The 17,354-nt window shown below is 42.7% G+C and carries 13 protein-coding genes and 4 tRNA genes; 12 read left to right on the forward strand and 5 right to left on the reverse strand.

Going from position 1 to position 17,354, the window contains the following annotated elements; all coding sequences use genetic code 11:
• Positions 1–242: 242 nt before the first annotated feature.
• Both polA and AK824_RS02350 read right to left on the reverse strand, forming a co-directional pair.
• Positions 243–3,221, reverse strand: a complete 2,979-nt coding sequence (gene polA / locus AK824_RS02345; RefSeq protein WP_057758471.1) for a DNA polymerase I — start codon at positions 3,219–3,221, stop codon at positions 243–245.
• 267 nt (positions 3,222–3,488) lie between these two features.
• Positions 3,489–3,902: an Ohr family peroxiredoxin gene (locus AK824_RS02350; RefSeq protein ID WP_057758473.1), complete on the reverse strand. Its 414-nt coding sequence runs from the start codon at positions 3,900–3,902 to the stop codon at positions 3,489–3,491.
• 268 nt (positions 3,903–4,170) lie between these two features.
• Here AK824_RS02350 and AK824_RS02355 point away from each other — a divergent pair, with 268 nt between their 5' ends.
• The 12 genes from AK824_RS02355 to rimI all read left to right on the forward strand — a co-directional run bounded on the left by AK824_RS02355 (position 4,171) and on the right by rimI (position 14,420).
• Entirely contained in the window at positions 4,171–5,073 is a 903-nt protein-coding gene (locus AK824_RS02355) for a hypothetical protein (RefSeq protein ID WP_057758475.1), read from the forward strand.
• Between the two features lie 205 nt (positions 5,074–5,278).
• Positions 5,279–6,874 carry a peptide chain release factor 3 gene (locus AK824_RS02360; protein ID WP_057758477.1) on the forward strand — a complete coding sequence of 532 codons (1,596 nt, stop codon included), beginning with the start codon at positions 5,279–5,281 and terminating at the stop codon, positions 6,872–6,874.
• A 202-nt stretch (positions 6,875–7,076) separates the two neighbouring features.
• A complete protein-coding gene (locus AK824_RS02365) occupies positions 7,077–7,928 on the forward strand; it encodes a DUF3298 and DUF4163 domain-containing protein (protein ID WP_057758479.1) in 852 nt (283 codons plus the stop codon).
• Positions 7,929–8,085: 157 nt separating this feature from the next.
• Entirely contained in the window at positions 8,086–9,309 is a 1,224-nt protein-coding gene (locus AK824_RS02370) for an FHA domain-containing protein (protein WP_057758480.1), read from the forward strand.
• Between the two features lie 174 nt (positions 9,310–9,483).
• The gene (trpE, locus tag AK824_RS02375; protein WP_057758483.1) at positions 9,484–10,980 is read left to right on the forward strand and encodes an anthranilate synthase component I; all 1,497 of its coding nucleotides are present in this window, start codon (positions 9,484–9,486) and stop codon (positions 10,978–10,980) included.
• Between the two features lie 192 nt (positions 10,981–11,172).
• Positions 11,173–11,248 (forward strand) — tRNA-Thr (locus tag AK824_RS02380).
• Between the two features lie 67 nt (positions 11,249–11,315).
• Positions 11,316–11,399 (forward strand) — tRNA-Tyr (locus AK824_RS02385).
• 84 nt (positions 11,400–11,483) lie between these two features.
• Positions 11,484–11,557, forward strand: a tRNA-Gly gene (locus AK824_RS02390).
• A 103-nt stretch (positions 11,558–11,660) separates the two neighbouring features.
• A tRNA-Thr gene (locus AK824_RS02395) sits at positions 11,661–11,735 on the forward strand.
• Positions 11,736–11,944: 209 nt separating this feature from the next.
• Positions 11,945–12,262, forward strand: coding sequence for a DUF6122 family protein (locus AK824_RS02400; RefSeq protein ID WP_057758486.1), 318 nt, complete (start codon positions 11,945–11,947; stop codon positions 12,260–12,262).
• 278 nt (positions 12,263–12,540) lie between these two features.
• On the forward strand, positions 12,541–13,731 hold the full coding sequence (gene tuf, locus AK824_RS02405; RefSeq protein ID WP_057758488.1) for an elongation factor Tu: 1,191 nt from the start codon (positions 12,541–12,543) through the stop codon (positions 13,729–13,731).
• A 194-nt stretch (positions 13,732–13,925) separates the two neighbouring features.
• A complete protein-coding gene (rimI, locus tag AK824_RS02410) occupies positions 13,926–14,420 on the forward strand; it encodes a ribosomal protein S18-alanine N-acetyltransferase (RefSeq protein WP_057758490.1) in 495 nt (164 codons plus the stop codon).
• Between the two features lie 94 nt (positions 14,421–14,514).
• On the opposite strand, the gene AK824_RS02415 is transcribed toward rimI, so the two are convergent.
• Genes AK824_RS02415 through trxB form a run of 3 tightly spaced genes read right to left on the reverse strand, consistent with a single transcriptional unit; the run spans position 14,515 to position 16,809 of the window.
• The gene (locus AK824_RS02415) at positions 14,515–14,949 is read right to left on the reverse strand and encodes a MerR family transcriptional regulator (protein ID WP_057758493.1); all 435 of its coding nucleotides are present in this window, start codon (positions 14,947–14,949) and stop codon (positions 14,515–14,517) included.
• A gap of 30 nt (positions 14,950–14,979) precedes the next feature.
• A complete protein-coding gene (aat, locus tag AK824_RS02420; protein WP_057758495.1) occupies positions 14,980–15,786 on the reverse strand; it encodes a leucyl/phenylalanyl-tRNA--protein transferase in 807 nt (268 codons plus the stop codon).
• Complete coding sequence (gene trxB / locus AK824_RS02425) at positions 15,787–16,809, reverse strand: thioredoxin-disulfide reductase (protein ID WP_057758497.1); 1,023 nt, start codon at positions 16,807–16,809, stop codon at positions 15,787–15,789.
• Between the last annotated feature and the right edge of the window lie 545 nt (positions 16,810–17,354).

Here is a 17,354-nt window from a genome sequence, read left to right on the forward strand (position 1 = left end):
AAAGTGAACCCAAAGGCTCACTTTAAAGCAAAAATATCGAATAGTTAGGGTTTAACAGATGACCTATTATAAACCCCGTACCCAGATATTATTGTTATGAAATATAACTAACTGGTCATAAGTGATTGTTAATATAAACAATATATAATGACTTATTGTAGTATCAGTTATCAAAAACTCTCATATTTGCAAGGTACATCGATAATCATACCTTGCACTCTTGATTAAGTGGCAGTGAGTGATTAATGTGCCTCATCCCAGTTTTGACCGCTATCGGTCTCGACTAATAAAGGCACTGCAAAGTCGACATTCCAGCCTTTTTCTACTGCTGTAGTCGTCAATACATCTTGCATAGCATCAGTAATCAGCTGGCTAACTTCGTCTACTTTATCGGCATCCACTTCGAACACCAGTTCATCGTGAACCTGTAGCAGCATTTTAGCCTGCTCTTTTGGCAATACTTGATCAACCGCAATCATGGCAAGCTTGATTAAATCGGCAGCAGAGCCTTGTAGTGGCGCGTTAATCGCCGCGCGCTCAGCACCTTGCTTGACCATACGATTACTATGATTGATATCAGGCGTATAGAGCTTACGGCCCAATATCGTCTCGACATAGCCTTGTTCATAAGCACTTGCACGCGTATTGATCATATAGTTTTTGACACCTGGATAGCGCTCAAAGTACATATCGATATAGTCTTGTGCTTCGCCGCGGCTCATCTGTAGCTGCTTGGCAAGTCCAAAGGCACTCATCCCGTATAGCAAACCAAAGTTGATGGCTTTAGCATTACGACGTTCGGTTGAGGTGACGTCTGCAACATCTTTACCAAGTACTTCGGCAGCGGTGGCCGCGTGAATATCTAACCCTTCGTTAAAGGCATGGGTTAGGTTTTTATCACCTGAGAAATGCGCCATTAAACGCAATTCAATTTGTGAATAATCGGCGGCTAAAATAACGCGACCTTTTGGGGCGATAAAGGCTTGACGAATTAAGCGACCAGTCGCCGTACGAATGGGGATGTTTTGTAAGTTAGGATCTGTCGATGACAAACGCCCAGTGCTCGTTAATGCCTGATGGTAGCTAGTATGCACGCGATCGGTTTCGCTATCCGCGACATTATCAAGCGCATCAGTATAAGTACTTTTGAGCTTAGATAATCCACGATACTCTAGCGTAATATCAACCAATGGATGATCGATTTTTGATAGTACCGCCTCACCAGTTGAGTATTGACCAGACTTGGTTTTTTTGCCACCAGCAACGCCTAGCTTTTCAAACAGCATCTCACCGAGCTGCTTAGGAGAGCCTAAGTTAAACTCTTCACCTGCCACTTCATAGGCGCGTTTTTCTAAGGCTATAATTTCTTCATCGAAGCGTTTTGATAGTTCGTTTAAAAAGGAGCGTTTAATCAAAATACCATGCGCTTCCATTTGGCAAAGTATCTCTGCCGTTGGAATTTCTAGCTCGTGTAGTAATTTGGCATTATTGGCATCATTAGCCAGCTCAACGCTGAACACGTCAAATAATTGATAGGTGATATCAGCATCTTCACAAGCATAATCGCTCGCGATATCGATAGCCACTTGATCAAAAGTAACTTGCTTAGCGCCTTTACCTGCCACATCTTCAAAGCTGATGGTTTGCGTCTGCAAATAATGACGTGCCAAATCATCCATACCGTGGCGAGCAGCTGCCGCATTGATGACATAGCTGGCAAGCATCGTATCCATTGCCCAGTTATTTGGCTGCTCATGTATGGCGCCAACTAGGTCGATATCGTAGTGAGCGAGGATGTGCGCATCGTACTTTAGATGCTGACCGATTTTACCGATATTTGGGTTCTCTAAGACAGGTTTTAAGCGAGCTAATACCGTATCACGATCAAGCTGCTTGGCTATTAGCTCATCACCTTCTAGGCTATGCGTAAGAGGAATGTAATACGCTTCGTGTGCTTGCAACGCAAAGGATAAACCAACAATTTGTGCATCACGCCAATGAACGCTAGTGGTTTCGGTATCAATGACAAAATGCGGAGCAGCTTCTAACAACTCGACCAAGCTATCAAACGCTGGCTCATCGAGTACAGTGTGCCATGCTTTATCATGATTAGCGCTGTCTTTGATGTTGTCGCTCTTGGTGGATTGGAGCGATTTTGCCACCTGCGCCTGTGATTCAGTATAGGCTTGGCTATCAACAACACTTTTAGAACCATTGGCAGGGTGATTTGGGTGATCGAGTGATGCCAGCTCATTTCTAAACTCAAGCTCATTATATAAGTCGCGCAATTCATCTATATGCGCACAAGGATCGGTATTGATTTTTAGATCATTCCAATCTTGACCGATGGCTAAGTTAGTGACGATAGTAGCAAGCTTTCTGTTAAAAGGAATATCGTCAGCATGCTCAATCAGACCCTTCGCCCCACGACCTTTGATAAAGCCAATATGCTTAAGCATGTTTTCGATATCACCATACTCAACAAGTAGGTCTTTAGCGGTCTTTTTACCGATACCAGGTACGCCTTTAATACCGTCAGAGGCATCACCCATTAGCGTTAAGAAATCGATCATTTGATTTGGATTGATACCAAACTTGTCGATTACCGCTGGTGTATCCGTGACTTTACCTGTAAAGCTGTCTTCCAGTATCACACAGTCGTTGACCAGCTGCATCATGTCTTTATCACCTGTTGAGATGACCACATGATGGCCTTGCTCGACAGCACGATGGGCAAGTGTACCGATGATATCGTCCGCTTCTGCACCCTCGATACGCAACAGTGGAATACCCAATGCAGTGACCAAACGATGAATATAAGGGATTTGCTCTACTAGCTCGACATCGATGGGCGGACGAGCAGCCTTGTAATCAGCAGACATATGATGGCGAAAAGTCGGTGATTTGGTATCGAAGCAAACAGCCATATGAGTAGGGTGATAGCGACGCATCAGCTTTAGTAGTGCGTTGAGTGTACCGCGTATCGCATTGGTGATTAAGCCCTGCGAGTTTTGCATGGTTTTTGGCAAGGCGTGATAAGTGCGGAACAGATAATAGGAACCATCAACCAAAATAAAAGGCGGCTGATCTTTGTCTACATGACTGGTATCCATCAGCGCCACGTTAGGCATGCTATCGAAGTTCGGTAATGCTTTGGGGTCAAGCGCTTGGTGAGAGTTGTGGTCGTTATCGGTGGTATTGTCAGCTATGTCATCAGTCATAAAAGTCACTTATCAGCTATTAGATAAAAATATATACGCTTATTATAACGATAAAATTAGCGCGTGCCGAACTGCTTAACCGTTACGAGATGTTCTATCGTGTTCTTTTTTATTGAAATCTATATTGGAGTTTTCGATATTTTATGTCTAGGACAAACAAATTGCTAAAAACAAAAAAAGAACCCAGATAATCTGAGTTCTTTTGGTATTGGATGACTATCGACTACTTGTCATTTAATAGACGTTGATAACGAGTCTTTGAATGCGTTATTTTACTTCTGAAGAGACTTCAACATCGATGTTACCGCTGGTCGCTTTCGAATATGGGCATACTTCATGCGCTTTTTCGACCAATTTTTGGATCTCGTCAGCAGATAAATCTGTATTATCAGCGATGACGTGAATTTTTACGGCAAGCTTATATTCGTGGTTGTCACCTTGTAATAGATCTACAGAGGTCTCAACAGTTGAGCCAAATGTTGCGCTTTCCATTTTTTTGACTACGCCTAAAGCGCCATCAAAACAAGCACCATAACCCATAGCGAGCAATTGCTCAGGATTATTACCTTTTTCATTACCGCCTGGTGGTACCATATTGATTTCAAGATCACTATCGCTTAAGGTTGCTGTACCCATGCGACCGCCAGTAACAGTAGATTTGGTAGAATATAGAGATTTCATGACACATCCTTTGTTGTGAGTTTTTATGTTTATAGTTGAGTGGTAAGTCTTAATATGAAACCTAGCATAACAAATCGCTCACGCAGCTCAGTGCATAGAGAGTAAATATATACTGCTAGTTTGTAAATGAGATTTTGCGCACAGTTTTATTCGTTTCTAGATTTACAAGCTTATCGTACAGTCGCCAAAGAGGTACAATAGCGGTAATGAGCCATATATACGTTATCAGTACGGATAATAGAAATCTGAATCATAAGGACATTGTTTGATGAATAGATGGATTGCGATACCTAGTGTTTGCTTTTTGACGACGCTTGCTTTGATAGGGTGCGAAGAAGAAGACGGCGCTTATGGGACGGCTAGTAGCAAGATTACATTGACAAGCTTTGCTAATAGTTACGATAGCAAAGCCAATGCTACGGCAATTGCGCGAATTGATGAAACGTATCGTACTGGTGCGCGCGAGATCAAAACAACCAATCTCATCAACAGTTATAGCAATCAAAGCCTGAATGATTTAGACAGAACCGTGCTAGCAGATGATTTCGAAGGTCGACTTGAAAATAAAGACATCGAGGTTAATGGTCGGACGGTCAAACGCCCCATTTATGAAAAAAATACCAACAACCAGCTAGACTACCAAACCACTTATAAGACGCTTAACTTATCAGGGCTGCGTGCGAACAGCTATGTTGCTAGTACAAACGTGAACAATAGATACGGTATTATTACCGACTTAAACAACTATTCTGAAATTCCGACCAATGTTGCTTTTCCTGAAGGGTCGGTTTGTTATATCCCTGTGGTAACCAGCGAGCGTTCGTTTTTGGCATTTAATGAGAAAAACAAGACTGGTTACGCTTCAATAGAAAGGTGGATTGAAGTGGCCAAAACTCGCTTTAGTGCAGATAGGGATCATAGAACCTCTCAGTTCGGAGTGGGCGTAGGCAATCAGCAACAAGCCGCGCAAGTTATGTTTTTTGAGTATGATGATCAGCCTGCTTATGAATATAGCGGTGTTGAGTACGGAAAGGACGTTTATGAAGCAAACTATGTCGCCAAGGGTAGCACCGACCCGAACACAGACAGTCGTTTTGACGTAGTTGATTGTACAATCGTCAATGAGGTAGCTGGCGACTTCTTGGCTGAGCAAATAGAACGCTACTATTGAGATGAATGGATGACTATTAGTCGTGCTAATTAAGCATGACGATCGCAATTTAAAAGCCCAAAAACACGCTTCGTTGAAATAACGGAGCGTGTTTTTTTATACGCTAATTCTGCACCCTGATGCTAAATCCGCTACAATACGCCCATTATTTATTTTATTTATTTAGAGTCACTTCTAAATCACATAACTGTTGAAGCTGAAAATTATGAGCGTAGATCCAAAGAAATTAAACAAAGAAGTTGCTAAGCGCCGCACCTTTGCCATTATCTCGCATCCCGATGCTGGTAAGACCACCATGACCGAAAAACTCCTGTTGTGGGGTCAAGCGATTCAGGTAGTGGGCGAAGTAAAAGGCCGTAAGACGGATCGTCATGCAACCTCAGATTGGATGAGCATGGAGCAAGAGCGTGGTATCTCGATTACGACGTCTGTCATGCAGTTTCCGTATAAAGACCATATGGTCAACCTACTAGATACCCCAGGTCACGCCGACTTTAGTGAAGATACTTACCGTACTTTGACCGCAGTAGATAGTGCGCTGATGATGGTCGATGGTGCAAAAGGTGTGGAAGAACGAACCATCAAGCTGATGGAAGTGTGTCGTATGCGCGATACACCTATCATCTCATTCGTCAACAAGCTAGATCGTCAGATTCGTGAGCCGCTTGAGTTGCTTAGCGAAATCGAAGCCGTTCTAAAAATCAAATGTATTCCAGTGACTTGGCCTATCGGTATGGGTCAAGACTTCATTGGCGTCTATCATTTGACTGAAAATAAAACTTACTTTTATGAAAAAGGTAATGGCGGCAAGATGACGGTTTCTGAGACTCGTGAAGGCTACGATTATCCAGATATCCGTGAGCGTCTAGGACAGTTGATGTTTGACGCTTTCGAAGAGTCGCTTGAGCTGGTACAGATGGCGCTAGAAGAGTTCAGTGTTGAAGCATTTTTGGCTGGCGAGATGACGCCAGTATTGTTTGGCACGGCATTGGGTAACTTTGGGGTAAACATGGTACTTGATACCTTGGTTAAATATGCACCGCCGCCAAAAGCCCATCCAACGACTGAGCGTGAAGTATCAGCCACCGAGACAGATTTTACGGGCTTTGTCTTTAAGATTCAGGCCAATATGGATCCGCGTCACCGTGACCGTATTGCGTTCTTGAGAGTGTGCTCTGGTAAGTACGAAAAGGGCATGAAAATGAAGCATGTGCGTCTGGGTAAAGACGTACGTATTGCCGATGCTTTGACCTTTTTAGCAGGTGACCGCGAGGCACTAGAAGAAGCCTATCCGGGTGATATCATTGGTTTGCATAACCATGGCACCATCTCTATCGGTGATAGCTTCACTGAGGGCGAAGAGTTAAGCTTTACGGGTATTCCGCATTTCGCCCCTGAATTGTTCCGCCGTGTGGTACTAAAAGATCCGCTCAAATCAAAAGCCCTGCAAAAAGGCCTGCAGCAGTTAAGTGAAGAGGGTGCAACGCAGGTCTTTATGCCGCAGATTAACAATGATTTGGTTTTGGGTGCGGTCGGTGTCCTACAGTTTGAGGTGGTCGCGCATCGTCTAAAAGAAGAGTACAAAGTTCAATGTACTTTTGAGCCAGTATCGATAGCTACGGTACGCTGGATTCATTGCGATGATGAAGTAGCATTGGCGAAGTTCAAGAAAAAAGCCCATGACCAATTATCATTAGATGGGGGCGGTTATCTAACCTATCTTGCGCCATCACGGGTTAATCTACAGCTGATGCAAGACCGCTATCCAGAAGTGACTTTTAGTAGCACTCGCGAACATTAAATTTATTTATACGCTCATATCGTTTATTGATTAAGACACGCCAGCCGTGTCTTTTTTATTGCCTGTATTTATGACTTAAATAGTAAGAATCAGATAACCGTTCGCTTACACCACCTCAAAAACGTGAACAGTCTTCCTACAATACATTGCAATTGTTACGGTAGAATATTAAATGGCATTTTATATTTGTAAAAGAGGACATATGCACACTACGACTCAAACTGATGATAAATCTATATCGGCTGATCTATTTTCGATAAAGATAAGCCAGAGAAGTTCAATTGCTATGTTGACTGGCAGCCTATTGTTAAGTGCCGTTAGTATGTCGGTAAATGCAGGAAGCTTTATTAGCAGCACGGAATATCTACCGTATCAACTACCCAGTAATATACAAGAGACGTGTGACAAGCGTGATAACTGTCCAGAGATTGAAGTTAAATATCTTAAAAGCAGTCAAAACTGGATAGATGAGATTACCAATGCCCGTATCGATAACTTAGTCGCCAATAGTCAGATGACAGAGTCAGCACCTATTAAGGGTAAAATCAGCGAAAAAGAAGTTAAAGATGCTCTTGATAGCTTTGTGAGCTCGCAATTCCAAGATATGCCTGATGATGTGTCGTGGGGTTATAATCTGATGGTAACGCCCAATTATCTAGGTCATGTCGATGAGTTTGAACTGTTTGAGATTAGTTCCTATGTCTATACGGGCGGTGCACACGGCATGCCTTATAGCGAGTACCTAGTATTTGACCCAAGTACCAAAAAGCAAGTCACGCTTGACGACATGCTTATCTCAGGTAAAAAACCTCGTTTTGAGGCACTTGCCTATGATGCGTATAAAGGATGGGTTAAAACGGTTGCTGAAGATGTGAGCAGTTATGAGAAAAACTGGCCATTTACGTTGTTCAATAATGTGACTTTGACAGATACAGGCGTTAGCATTCGTTATCAGCATTATTCTATCGGTCCATACGCTTACGGTATGCCTGTCCTTAATATCCCCTATAACAAGCTCGACAAAGTTATAAAACCTCACTTTATACCAAAGTAAATACTGTATGGTGTTTGAGGAAAGTACTTAATAAACCGTACTAGGCAAATATCATTAAAGAAATAGCGACAATACTTATCATAAATTGGCAGTAATATTTTAGAGTTATTATTTTTAGCATCATTGGATATTCAATAGAAAAATAAGGAGTTATAACATGACAAACGAGACAGAAAGTACGAATACGGCAGCAAGTACAACTTGGCAGCTGAATGCATTGACCGAAGCGCTAGGTGACCTAACACTGACGGTTAGTGATAGCTTATCTATAGGTCGTGGTAGTGATAACGACGTAGTCCTAGGTAGCAAGCAGGTTTCTCGCAATCACGCGGTACTCAGTGTGTTAGACGGTCAGCTGTACGTAAAAGACTTAGACTCTTCTAATGGTACGTTTATTAATGAGCAACGTATTGCAGGTAATGAATCTAGTCATCTCAAAGCAAATGATACGCTTGGCTTTGCAAGTTTTAGCTTTCAAGTACAGGCATCTGCTGCGCCAGTGACCACAGAGGAGTTAGTAGCAGATGCACATGAAAATGCTGACACAGCTGCCGTGCTGGAAACTACTGCTAGTGAGCCTGTGACTGAAGAGCAGATAATTGAGGAAAGCGTTCTTGAGGAAGAGCCGATCATAGAGCAAACAGTTAATGAGCCAGTGATCAAAGAGACTGGCATCGAAGAAATGTTGCCTGCTACAGATGATACTGTACCTGTAGAATCTTTATCTGTAGATGCCGGCTCAGATATGACCGAAGAATCAGTAACCCCTACGCACGAAACCGTTGAACCGGCTGTTGAAGAACCAGCTGTTGAAGAACCAGTTACTGAAGAAGCCGTTGCTACAGAGCCAGTTGTCAAAGAAACAGGGATTGATGAAGTACTGTCTGACGCGGATGCGGCATCGCCTACGCCAGTAGAAGAAACGCCAGTTGCCACAGAAGGGGTAGATGACACATCTGTACCAACAGCAACCCAAACAGAAGCTGTGACGTCTACAGAGTCATCACATGCAGCATCTACTGATAGCGCGCCAGTGGTAGAAGAGCAGCCAGCAGTGCATGAAGAGCCAGTAATGCATGAAGAGCCAGCAGTCCAAGACGAACACGACAAAACGACAAAAACAGAGTTACAAGAAGAAGCTGACCCTGAAGTTTTAAAAGCCAAACAGGCAGCTAGTGCACAGTTTTCAGGCACGGCTAATTTAGGGCAGGCGCGCGATCTTGGTACCGAAGGCAATAATGCGATGGATCAAGAAATCAGCAACCCTGCTCATGCAGGTCATGTAGAGAAAAAAGCGAGCGGCGGCTGGTTTATATGGGTATTTGTGACCATTCTAATTATCGGTTTGGCCTTATGGTTGTTTAATATGGGCGGTGCATAATTCAACTCTACACTAGGTCTTTGTCGTAATTTTTGACAGAGGCCCTTGTGTGCGTACCATTTTTTAAACAAATGACTCATTATAGCGTCGATATTTTAGCGAATATTGGCGCTATATTTTATAGAGCAGCTTATAGTTTTGTTATTGCCTATAAGGTGCTAAGAGAGCGCTATTATGATGACTTTTGAAGAATACCAAGCTTTTAGAGATAGAGGCTTTAGTCACGCACCGCTAGTAAAAAAGCGTCTGATGGATGCGCAGACTCCCGTATCTGTATTCTCCAAAGTACGTGATCTAAACGGCTCTGCCTATCTGTTTGAGTCTGTAGTAGGCGGTGAGCGCTGGGCACGATACTCCATGATTGGATTGGGTAGTGATCTGATTTTGCAGTACGCTGATGGCAATATTACGACCAAACGAAACGAGCATATCGATACAGAGTCAGTAGAGAATCCCTTTGATTACCTGCGTGAGCTGATGGCGCAATATCATATGCCAACCGCTGAAGATGTGCCGACGATGCCGAGCTTTAGCGGCGGTCTAGTCGGTTACTTTGGATACGATATGGTACGTATTATTGAGCAAAGTGTCGGCTTATCTGATGCGCCCAATCCAATGTCGATGCCAGATATGTGGCTGATGCTTTCGATGAGCGTGATTGTATTTGATAATTTAGAGAATACGCTATCAATCATCGTTTATGCTGATTGTCAGTCTGAAGATGGCTATAGTTCAGCTATCCGTGAGCTAGAACAAATCGAGGAAAAGCTAGCAGAACCGTCTAACTTGCGCGCACCTGTAAAGCCTACGCCTAAATTTATATCGCAAACAGGTGCCGAAAAATACTGTAGCGATGTCAATAAAATAAAAGATTACATTGCCGCTGGTGACGTTATGCAGGTAGTGCCAGCGCAGCGCTTGACAGCGGACTATACAGGTGACTCTCTAGCCGTCTATCGTGCGCTTCGCTACCTAAACCCATCACCATATCTGTTTTTGGTGCATGGCTATACACTCGACGATCACAAACGCTTTGATATTATCGGCGCTTCTCCTGAAATCTTATCTCGTATCGAAAATGGCAAGGTGACGGTAAGACCGCTGGCAGGGACACGGCAACGTGGCCAAGATGAGGCTGAAGACCTAGCGCTTGAGCAAGAGCTGCTAAATGATGAAAAGGAGACAGCCGAGCATTTGATGCTCATTGATTTGGGTCGCAATGATATTGGCCGCGTTTGCGAGTATGGCAGTGTCAAAGTCACAGAAAAGATGTTTATAGAGCGCTACTCACAAGTGATGCATATCGCATCTAACGTTGAGGGTACGATACGAGCTGACAAAGATGCACTAGATGTATTTTGTGCCACTTTCCCAGCTGGTACGCTATCGGGTGCACCCAAAATCCGCGCCATGCAAATCATCGATGAGATAGAACCAGTACGTCGAACAGTATTTGGTGGTTCAGTTGGTTATTTAGGTTGGAATGGTAATATGGACACGGCCATTGCTATCCGTACTGCGGTGATGCGCCGTGGTGAGATACATATTCAAGCCGGAGCAGGGGTTGTTGCTGATTCTGTACCAGAAAAAAAATGGGATGAAACCAATAAAAAAGCATTGGCATTAGTCAAAGCGGTAGAAATGGCCTGTAATGGCTTGCGTATTCGCTAATTAAATAGCCAGTGATGTGGCAAAAATAAAGGCTGCAAGTAAAAAGCCAATTTATTGCCATATTTTTATTTATAAAAAAACCAGCTTAATCAGTGACTTAAATATTTATATCAAATTAATTTAAAAAAAGATGAAAAAGTACTTGCGCATCTCAAAAAATTTGATAGAATAGCCACCACTTTAAGAGAACAAGCCGACTTAGCTCAGTTGGTAGAGCAACTGACTTGTAATCAGTAGGTCGCCAGTTCGATCCCGGCAGTCGGCACCATCTCTCTTAAAGTAGCTTTTTATGAATTTGTCTTAAATGTAAGTCATTTTTGTTCAAAGCAGCCTAAGGTGGGGTTGGGGAGCGGTCAAACCCAACAGACTGTAAATCTGTCGCGAAAGCTTCGAAGGTTCGAATCCTTCCCCCACCACCATATTTTCTAAAGTTTGTCATAGCGCCAAGCATACTCTCTATATCTCATAACTCTCGATTAGAGTTATCCTGAATAAGAGTAAATGCGGGTGTGGTATAATGGTAACACCTTAGCCTTCCAAGCTAATGACGCGGGTTCGATTCCCGCCACCCGCTCCATATATACACCATCGCAAAGCATAACAATAAATCATCACGAGAGTCAGTAATTATTGCTGCATCGTGATATTTTTTTTAGTGCAGTTCAAAGGTTTCAATATACGCTCATATAGCTCAGCGGTAGAGCACTCCCTTGGTAAGGGAGAGGTCTCGAGTTCAATTCTCGATATGAGCTCCATTTATTTTTTATACCTTTTATGCTTGTTTTGCTATTTATGTAACTTTGCGTCGATATCGAAATTATAGAATATTGAAATATATAACAGTAGTGCGGTAGACAATGATTCAAAGGTGACACTGAGGTGTTGCCTTTTAGTGCTGTCAGTATATTAATAAATATTGGTTTTGATGGTCTTATATAGAGAAGACTAAAACTAATAGGTCAGTATGCAGACATTAATACATTATTTTTTGCACTTTGGTTTTCCTCTTTTTATTGCTATTGCGTTTTTTAGAAAAGAGTGGAAAAAAGCATATCTGATTTTGCTTGCGACCATGCTGGTTGATATAGACCATCTGGTAGCAAACCCAATATTTCAGGCAAATAGATGTAGCATTAATTTTCATCCGCTACATACTTATTATGCGATGCTAGTGTATTTTGTTTTACTCTTTCTTCGTAAGCCTTTTAATATCATTGGAATTGGATTGCTGTTCCATATGTTAACGGATTTTACGGATTGTTTGATGATGTCGGTCAGCTAACATCGCGACCTTGCATATCAAGATAATTATACGGTTATAAGAAAGGTTATAATCAATTGAGCTTTATATCTACTAGTTAGAGAGAAGTTGATTTCGATTGAGAGATGTATGACTATTTAAGACAAGTCAGCGTATAATAACGGATACAAGAATTAGTTCGGAGCATTGTTTAAGCAGTGGTTCGTGCGGTTGATAGCTAGGTTTATGATGATTTAATTCTATTATGAGCCATTAAACAGCTTTTTATTGATCATTCACCAAAAAAAGAGGAAATACCCATGGCAAAGGCCAAGTTTGAACGTAACAAGCCACACGTCAACGTCGGTACAATCGGACACGTTGACCATGGTAAAACAACCCTTACCGCTGCAATCGCAACCGTAGCTGCAATCACCTCTGGTGGCGAAGCCAAAGACTACGCGTCTATTGACTCAGCACCAGAAGAAAAAGCACGTGGTATCACAATCAACACCTCACACGTAGAATATGACACAGATAGCCGTCACTACGCACACGTAGATTGCCCAGGTCACGCCGATTATGTTAAAAACATGATCACTGGTGCGGCACAGATGGACGGCGCAATCCTAGTCGTATCTGCAACTGACGGCCCAATGCCACAGACTCGTGAGCACATCTTGCTTTCACGTCAGGTTGGCGTACCGTACATCATCGTATTCATGAACAAATGTGACATGGTTGATGACGAAGAATTGTTAGAGCTAGTAGAAATGGAAGTTCGTGAATTATTGAACGACTATGACTTCCCAGGCGACGACACTCCTATCGTTAAAGGTTCTGCTACTGAAGCCCTAAAAGGCTCAGAAGAAAAATACGGCCAACCAGCTGTTGTAGAACTACTAAACGTACTAGACACCTACATCCCAGAGCCAGAGCGTGACATCGACAAAGCATTCCTAATGCCAATCGAAGACGTATTCTCAATCTCAGGTCGTGGTACTGTAGTAACAGGTCGTGTTGAATCTGGTATCGTTAAAGTTGGCGACGAGATCGAAATCGTTGGTATCCGTGACACTCAAAAAACCACTTGTACTGGTGTAGAGATGTTCCGTAAACTGCTTGACGAAGGTCGTGCAGGCGAAAACTGTGGCGTACTACTACGTGGTACTAAGCGTGAAGACGTACAACGTGGCCAAGTACTAGCTAAGCCAGGTTCAATCACTCCTCACACCAAGTTTGACGCTGAAGTATATGTATTGTCAAAAGAAGAGGGTGGTCGTCACACACCATTCCTAAACGGCTATCGTCCACAGTTCTACTTCCGTACTACTGACGTAACTGGCGCAATCCAATTACAAGACGGTACTGAAATGGTAATGCCTGGTGATAACGTTGAGATGGGCGTAGAGCTTATCCACCCAATCGCTATGGACAAAGGTCTTCGCTTCGCTATTCGTGAAGGCGGCCGTACTGTAGGCGCTGGTGTTGTTGCTAACGTATTGAACTAATCATTAAGTCTCAGCAATGAGCTTATGAATTAGTCATAAAAAAGGCCATCCTATCTAGGGTGGCCTTTTTTTGTTGGGAAATATTGATTGTATAATTACTGATCTACATGAATGTATGGCAAGCTCTATATATATCATCTAAGCATAATATAATAATAAAAACAGCCTAATAATAATCGTGTAAAAGGAACGTCATGTTTGTGATAGAAGCACTACCAACGAATGCAGTAGAACTCGAAAACCTTATTCAAACTGTCGCTAATATAGAAGCGATGGTGCAACCAGATGATGCTTGGAACCAGAGAACATTGACTGAGTTACTTGAGCAGGACAGTATTTGCCTATTGATTGCTTATGATCAAGAGAAAGAGGAGGGTGTATCTCATCGTGAGATAGTTGGTTATTGCTTATATCAAATGACTTTTGAGCAAGCAGAGGTGTTGCGTATCGGAACTGATCCAAAGTACCAACGCCAAGGCATTGCTTCACAGGTATTGAATAGGTTGCATGAACTGTTACAGCTTAATCAGGTCGAAAGTCTTTTGTTAGAGGTACGTGCAGATAATACAGCGGCGATAGCGTTATACGAGCAACAAGCGTTTAGCGTCATTCATAGACGCAAAGGCTATTATAAAGTGCCACATAAACCAGCAGTCGATGCATTAATCATGCAGCATAATTATATTTAATAAAGAAAATAAATCTTAATAAAAAATAAGCGATTATAATAAAGGTGGCTATAGCAGCTACGATATAAAAGCAGAATTAACTAAGATTTAAACTTTATTGTAAAGGAATTTTCTTTTTACAGACTTCCACATCAAGCTGATAGTCACTATCGGCTTTCATTCGACCTAAAATATCCAAGCGTTCGCTCAGTAACTCCACCATTATGCTGATATTGGCTTGTTGTTTTTTAACTTGTTCTAGCTTTTGCTGAGTGAGTAAAAGCTGCGAATCAATATCCAAGTGACCATCATAATAATCATTCAGACTGTTTTTGATTTCAGTAAGCGTAAAGCCAATAGCTTGTGCGCTTTTGATCAGCTCTATGCGTTCGATACACTCTGGATGAAATTCGGTATATAAACGTGAGCCTGCCTGACGCTTGCGAGATTTTAGCAGGCCTAATTGCTCGTAATGGCGAACCGTATCTTTAGTTGTATTGGCCTTTGCTGCTAGCTCTCCAATCAACAGAAACGATGTATCAAGTGCCATAATAACCTCTTATTTTTTTCGCTATGATAATCATAACTCTAGTTGCCACGGCGACTCGCTATCCAGTAGCGATACGGATAACGATTTATGAGAGTGCTTTTGCCATAGCACAGACTGGCTGCCAATTAGGTTGTCTAACTGAGTCAGAAAGTCAGCACGCGGTAAGGTAGTGGCACCTAAGCTCATTAAATGATCGTTCGGTAGCTGACAGTCGACGAGTGCGACATCACTTTGTTCACATAAGCGCATCAGACCCCAAAACGCTAGCTTTGACGCATTAGAGGCTCGGTGAAACATTGATTCACCAAAATAGATGCCGTTTATTTTTAACCCGTATAATCCGCCAATCAGTTGACCTGCCTCGTCCCAAACTTCAATGCTATGAGCAAAGCCTTGCGCATGCAATATGGTATAGGCTTCGATCATCTCATCATGAATCCAAGTATGCTCACCTTCGGGATGATTGTCATTAAGGCCATCACTGCGCGGTAAGCTACAGGCATGTATGACATCGTCAAAAGCTTGATTAAGCGTTACTTGCCAACGTTCGCGATTTGCTTGCTTACGTAGAGACTTGCTCGGTTGATAGGCCGAAGGAACGATTACACAACGCGGCTCAGGGCACCACCAAGCAATAGGCTCATTTTCGTTAAACCAAGGAAATAGCCCCTGAGCGTAGGCTGATATCAGCGTTTCAGGTGCTAGGTCACCGCCCATAGCGACGATGCCAATACCATCAGGGTCGATAGAAACGGGATCAGGAAAGTCATAACGCCCAAGACTTTTTAAAGTCTCAGGCGTAATGTGTTTATCGTGCTGTTGAGTAAAGTTGCCCATTTAGGCTTCTTTATCTGCAGTTAGTGTTGAATCGTAAGTGTGATCACGAGCGACGGTTTCGCCCAGTGCATCCAAGTACTTTTCAGCATCCAGCGCAGCCATACAGCCAGTGCCAGCAGAAGTGATAGCTTGACGGTAAACGTGATCTGCTACGTCACCTGCGGCAAACACACCTTCGATACTGGTCTGAGTAGCATTACCATTCAAGCCACTATTAACGATTAGATAGCCATCTTTCATATCCAACTGACCTTTAAACAAGTCAGTGTTTGGCTTATGACCAATAGCGACAAACATACCCATTGTATCTAGTTGTTTGGTACTGCCATCAATCATTGATTCGATGACGACGCCATTGACGCCCATGTCATCACCGACCACTTCTTTTACTTGATGGTTCCATTCGATTTTGACATTACCATTTTTGGCTTTTTCAAATAGCTTGTCTTGCAGAATTTTTTCAGAGCGTAGGCTGTCACGGCGATGCACTAAGGTCACCTCAGACGCAATATTAGATAAGTACAAAGCTTCTTCAACCGCTGTATTACCACCACCAATCACCGCAACTTTTTGGTTTTTATAAAAGAAACCATCACAAGTGGCGCAGGCTGATACGCCAAGCCCTCTGAACTTAGTCTCTGATTCTAGTCCCAAGTACTGTGCAGAGGCGCCAGTTGAGATAATGAGCGCGTCACAAGTATAGCTACCGTTGTTACCTGTCAATTGAAAAGGACGCTCATTTAGGTTTACTTCGTTGATATGATCATAGACCAGTTCAGTACCGAAACGCTCAGCATGCGCTTTCATCCGTTCCATCAATGCAGGGCCTGTCAAATCATGCGCATCGCCTGGCCAGTTATCGACTTCAGTAGTGGTGGTTAATTGTCCACCGACTTCCATACCAGTAACCATAACTGGCTTAAGGTTAGCGCGTGCTGCATAGACTGCGGCAGAGTAGCCAGCAGGGCCTGAGCCTAAAATAATGAGCTTTTCGTGACGTGGAGCAGTAGTGTCAGTTGCCATGAGTTGTTCCTTGCTAAATATACGAATTAAAAATGTAAGTTATAAATATAATAAAAGACGAATATCAAAAATGACTACAAATATGCTTCTTCTAATTGCTGTGTGATAATAACATAAGGGCACAGCGCACAAAGTGCAAGTTTGCTAAAACAAACACAGGTATCATTAGAATCAAAGAATAAATAACTTTGGAACATAAGTGCGAAAACAGAGACTATTTTATAGAATTTAGGCAATACAGCTAGCCATATTTTGCCACTCGTGTTTCGCTAACCAGCTGTTTTCTTGCGCAAATTGTCTACTGGTTTACTTTCTTACACGCTTTCTTGAGAAGACTGTCGCCACTGCACCTATGTATTTGTTATTATAAGAAGTTATGCCAAGTGTAGTAGGAGCCAAGCGATAACGGTTGTTTCAAGGCTCTATGATCGGCACACGCCAAACCAACACTTCGCTCGGTACATTTATGTCAACACTTTATGTCAGCATGATTAGGCTTAGTCATGCATTGGCGACCATTTAGTATTAATAACAAGGCAGATCTT

Origin of the sequence: Psychrobacter sp. P11G3 (assembly GCF_001435845.1) — a bacterium.
Lineage (GTDB): Bacteria > Pseudomonadota > Gammaproteobacteria > Pseudomonadales > Moraxellaceae > Psychrobacter.

Bases quoted from the DNA above. Each gene is read 5' to 3' on its own strand.
- polA (WP_057758471.1), bottom strand. From the start codon at position 3,221: ATGACTGATGACATAGCTGACAATACCACCGATAACGACCACAACTCT.
- AK824_RS02350 (WP_057758473.1), bottom strand. From the start codon at position 3,902: ATGAAATCTCTATATTCTACCAAATCTACTGTTACTGGCGGTCGCATG.
- AK824_RS02355 (WP_057758475.1), top strand. From the start codon at position 4,171: ATGAATAGATGGATTGCGATACCTAGTGTTTGCTTTTTGACGACGCTT.
- AK824_RS02360 (WP_057758477.1), top strand. From the start codon at position 5,279: ATGAGCGTAGATCCAAAGAAATTAAACAAAGAAGTTGCTAAGCGCCGC.
- AK824_RS02365 (WP_057758479.1), top strand. From the start codon at position 7,077: ATGCACACTACGACTCAAACTGATGATAAATCTATATCGGCTGATCTA.
- AK824_RS02370 (WP_057758480.1), top strand. From the start codon at position 8,086: ATGACAAACGAGACAGAAAGTACGAATACGGCAGCAAGTACAACTTGG.
- trpE (WP_057758483.1), top strand. From the start codon at position 9,484: ATGATGACTTTTGAAGAATACCAAGCTTTTAGAGATAGAGGCTTTAGT.
- AK824_RS02400 (WP_057758486.1), top strand. From the start codon at position 11,945: ATGCAGACATTAATACATTATTTTTTGCACTTTGGTTTTCCTCTTTTT.
- tuf (WP_057758488.1), top strand. From the start codon at position 12,541: ATGGCAAAGGCCAAGTTTGAACGTAACAAGCCACACGTCAACGTCGGT.
- rimI (WP_057758490.1), top strand. From the start codon at position 13,926: ATGTTTGTGATAGAAGCACTACCAACGAATGCAGTAGAACTCGAAAAC.
- AK824_RS02415 (WP_057758493.1), bottom strand. From the start codon at position 14,949: ATGGCACTTGATACATCGTTTCTGTTGATTGGAGAGCTAGCAGCAAAG.
- aat (WP_057758495.1), bottom strand. From the start codon at position 15,786: ATGGGCAACTTTACTCAACAGCACGATAAACACATTACGCCTGAGACT.
- trxB (WP_057758497.1), bottom strand. From the start codon at position 16,809: ATGGCAACTGACACTACTGCTCCACGTCACGAAAAGCTCATTATTTTA.